The sequence below is a fragment of the Streptomyces caelestis genome (assembly GCF_001279005.1).
GTDB lineage: Bacteria > Actinomycetota > Actinomycetes > Streptomycetales > Streptomycetaceae > Streptomyces > Streptomyces heliomycini.
Map to the genome: position 1 here is coordinate 1 of NZ_LGCN01000286.1, position 2,850 is coordinate 2,850.

Sequence of the window (2,850 nt, forward strand, 5' to 3'; positions counted from 1 at the left end):
ACGTTCGGGACGCCTCGACACCGTCATCCACCCCGTCCGCCACCGAAGCAACATCCCGGGCACCCAGACGCACCGCCGACCCCGAATACTCCTCGGCCAGAGCGAAACCGTCCGGGGACAGGATGTAGATTTCCGTTTCGTCCAGGTCGTCGAAGTCCGCCGGCGGGGCCGACGGGGCGTCGGACGGGACGTTCGAGGGCCAGTCACCCCTCGCCGAAGGGTCGGGTTCACGCAGTGTGGTGGGCCGGCCGAAGGGGTCGGCGAACGCGAGTCGCTCGACGGCATGGCTCAGTGCCCAAGATCCGTCGTCCTGGTCGGCGTCGGCGGGCAGTCGCCAGGCGTCGGCGGGCGGCGCCCAGCCGTACACCAGTTGCTCGACGAAAGTGCGCAGTTCGGCGCGGTTTGGCAGAAAGCCGACGATTCCACCGATCATGAGGCGCTCGTCGCGCCCGACCACCAACAGTGTGTGATGGGCCTGCTCCACGTCATCGGTGCGCAGCAGCGTCAGCCCGACCAGAGCACCGTTCATCGGCGACACGTTCGCGGCCCGCATGATGGCACCGCGCATCGCTTGCCGAACCTTGTCGAAGGTCTCGTCCATCCATGCGAGATCGGTGCCGGGCGCGGGGGCGAGATGTATCCGGACGGTCAGCTCGACAGCGCGCTGACCGTTGGCGAACAGCAGGTGCCGGATGTCGAAGGGGAGCACCCGGCCGTCGTCGCTCGCGGCCGTCACCGAGGGAACCAGCACCTCGCCGACCGGCCTGAACTCGGGCCAGCTGACGTGCGCTTGAACGTACGTGGGCCGGAAGACGAGATGCCGTCCGTCGCGGACCAGGCCCTCGATGCGGACGCCCGCGGCCGTACCGACCCAGTGGTACGTGCCACGGTCGTCGACCTGTCTGACGGTGCCCGCGTCGAGCGCGGACCCGTGCGCCTTCTCCACGTTGTCCAGCAGCGTGTCCGGTTTCCACTCGCGAGGGAACATCACATGCTTGTCCCCGTCCACGTGCTGCTCCCATGCCCGGGGCAGGAACGGGCGGCTCTCACCCACGCGGAGCCCGGGGTGGAGGAAGAAGACCTGGGCGTCGTACGTCTTGTTGTGGTGCTCCTGGCCGTGGTTGATCTGCAGACCGTGGAACCTCATCTGGTCCGCCGGCGTCAGTCCGGGTTCGTGGTGGGCGCCGGTGCGGGTGCGGCGGTCGCCGTACCGGACCAGGTCCTCCACACGACGGCCGAAGACCGGACCGCCGTGGTTGTCGGCGGCAGGTGCAGGCGGTGCGGCATGAGGCGGGGGGAGGGTGTCGGCCTGGTCGTCGCTCGGGCGGAAGCCGGTGAAGACCCCCTGCCGGACCTCTCCTTCGATCCACACGCCGGCGTACTCGCCTCGCCACGTGTGGGCACCGTACCACCCGGGCACCGGCTGGACGGTGCCGTTCCGCAGGGCGTGCAGGTAGGCCTGCTCGGCGGCGTAGACCGCGTCCTCCTCGGTCCAGTGCGCGGGGAACATCATCAGCCCCGGGTCCGGCCCCGGGTCCGGGTGAGCCGGAAGCAGGAGATCGCCTGCGATCAGATCGGTGAGATTCTCCCGTACTGGTCGCCGGTGCAGGTCCGGATAGGTGGCGCGGTAGGTACCGTTGGGCCTGTCCGTGCCCTCCAGCGCCACAGGCCGGGGATGGTCCGAGGCCGGTGCAGGAGTGATGCGCCCGCCCCCACCGGTGCGGGCCTCGCCGTACAGCACCGACCTGCGCACGTCCAGGGCGAAGTGGGCGCGCGTGGGCAGCCCGTCCGCGCGCGGGTACAGGGTGTCCTCGGTGGAGAAGGCCACCCCGTGCGCGGTCTGGAGCCTGGCCGTCTTCAGGGCGCCCTCGATCCACGCCCCCAACTGGCGCAGGTACCGCGGAGCGATCCGCATCCGGCCCAGGTCCACTACGGCGGCATGGTCGTTGTCCACCGCGGGACGGCCCCGGCCGTCCCGCGCGAAGGGGCCCATCAGGCCCTCGTCCTCGTACACGGCACGCTGGCGGTTGCGGTCGCCCTCCCGGTACTCGTCCTCCAGGCCCAGCAGGTGCCCCACCTCGTGCGCCAGCACCTCCGGTTGCGTGTCGGTTCCCCAGTTCATGTGGTCGGCACGCGGATTGCCGGAGTGCACGGTCACGACGTGGTGTACGGAATCCCTCTCGGTCACGAACTCCAGCTCGACCCGGAAGAGATCGCCGTTGGGCAGCCGGTGGCCGGTGTTCCACCGCTCGTCGACACCCTGCTGGGCGCGCTGCCCCAGCTCGGTGAGCGCCTCTCCGGGGATCTGCTGACCCGGTTTCTGGTCGAGGAACAGGCGAACCACCGCGACGGAGCTGAACTCGCCCGACGGCAGCAGGTACCGGCGTGCCTCGAAGTGCCTGATCGACAGGCAGCCCCCGTCGGGCTCCCCGACCCACTGAGGGGCGTCCTCTCGATCGAGCGGAACCGGCTCGATCCGGGCCCGGCCGGTCTCCACCGCGCCGGGGAAGGGCACCTCGGGTTCTGCGCCGGGGACCATGCCCCAGGCGCTGCTCAGGTCGATCCCGTCCAACCCGCCCAGCACGTCATCGACGGCATCCGCCGCGCCGAGCCCGTCGAGCCACTCGATACGCCGCCGCTTCCGCCAATGCTGCGCGCTTCGATCGGTGTCGTCCTCGTCCACCGAAAACTCCGAACCACCGAGCCGCTTGCCGCCCCCCGCAACGAGGCCACTCTCCGTAAACTCTGTCCGGGACGTTCGGGACGCCTCGACACCGTCATCCACCCCGTCCGCCACCGAAGCAACATCCCGGGCACCCAGACGCACCGCCGACCCCGAATACTCCTCGG

General features: G+C 70.2%; 1 protein-coding gene. It reads right to left on the minus strand.

The annotated features are described in order from the left end of the window. Positions 1-2,683, minus strand: a 2,683-nt coding sequence (locus ADK41_RS38235) for an EndoU domain-containing protein (protein ID WP_159044642.1), incomplete at its 3' end; no start/stop codon positions are given. Between the last annotated feature and the right edge of the window lie 167 nt (positions 2,684-2,850).